Below are 944 nucleotides of genomic sequence, written 5' to 3'. Positions count from 1 at the left end.
CCGACGGATCGATCTGCTTGGCCTTGCCGGTGGCAGTGACCAGGCCGACGACCGCACCCAGGGGCAGGTTCTGGCCCGCGCCGACCGTGACCTGGTCACGGGAATAGAGATTGGGCGCTTCGTACTTGAGAAGATCGCCCAGGTTCAGGCCTTCGGTGATGGCAGGCATGTCACTTCTCCTTGCCGGCGCGGGCGCGGGCCGCCTGCACCAGGGGGTTGTCGTGGAGGGATAGGGGATTCGGCTTGGCCGCATCCGGCGCGATGTGGCTGTTGATCTCCTGTCCGCTGGCGCGGACAGCCAGCAGCTGGCTGCGCACCTGGGCGGGTGGCGTGCGTGCGGCGAGGTAAGCGGCGATGCGCTCGGGGCAGCCCGCCAGCGCGCACAGCACGGCGATCTCCTGCGCGTCCTCGATGGTCATCGGCGGATGCGCGCCAGCAGCGCGATCAGGATCAGCGCCAAGCCCAGGGTCAGCAAGGGTTCCGGGTTCATTCATGAAAGGCTCCAGTCGTGGTGGGTGAAGGTGTTCCGGCCTCGTGCTTGCACATGGCGCGGGGGGTGAAAGGGCTGCGGCCAAATCGGTCAGCAGGTCGTCGAAGGTGCCGACGGCATCGGCCAGCCCTGCCGCAACGGCGTCCTGCCCGAAGAACACGCCGGCTTCGGTGGCACGCACCGCGTCCGTGCTCAGGCCGCGATGGCGGGCCACGGTGTCGACGAACAGGCCGTAGATCCGATCCACCTCGCGCTTGAGCAAGGCGTGGGCTTCGTCCGAGATCGGCTCGTGCGGGTTGAGGTCGTTCTTGCGCGCGCCGGCGAACACGGTCGTGTACCGGATGCCGTCCTGGGCATCGCGCACCGACTGGTCGGCGTGCATGGCGATAACGCCAATCGAGCCAACGCCTGCGGTCCGGGTGACCACGAGGCGGCTGGCGGCCGAGCCGATGGC

General features: G+C 68.5%; 2 protein-coding genes. Both read right to left on the bottom strand.

Going from position 1 to position 944, the window contains the following annotated elements:
• Positions 1-169, bottom strand: a 169-nt coding sequence (locus A6M56_RS10040; protein WP_286758093.1) for a head decoration protein, incomplete at its 3' end; no start/stop codon positions are given.
• Position 170: 1 nt separating this feature from the next.
• Positions 171-944 (bottom strand): S49 family peptidase (locus tag A6M56_RS10035; protein ID WP_286758092.1); only part of this gene is annotated, 774 nt, incomplete at its 5' end.

Source organism: Ralstonia sp. RL, from assembly GCF_001683835.1.
In the GTDB taxonomy this organism is placed as follows: domain Bacteria; phylum Pseudomonadota; class Gammaproteobacteria; order Burkholderiales; family Burkholderiaceae; genus Ralstonia; species Ralstonia mannitolilytica.
This window is presented reverse-complemented; position numbering and strand designations above follow the sequence as displayed.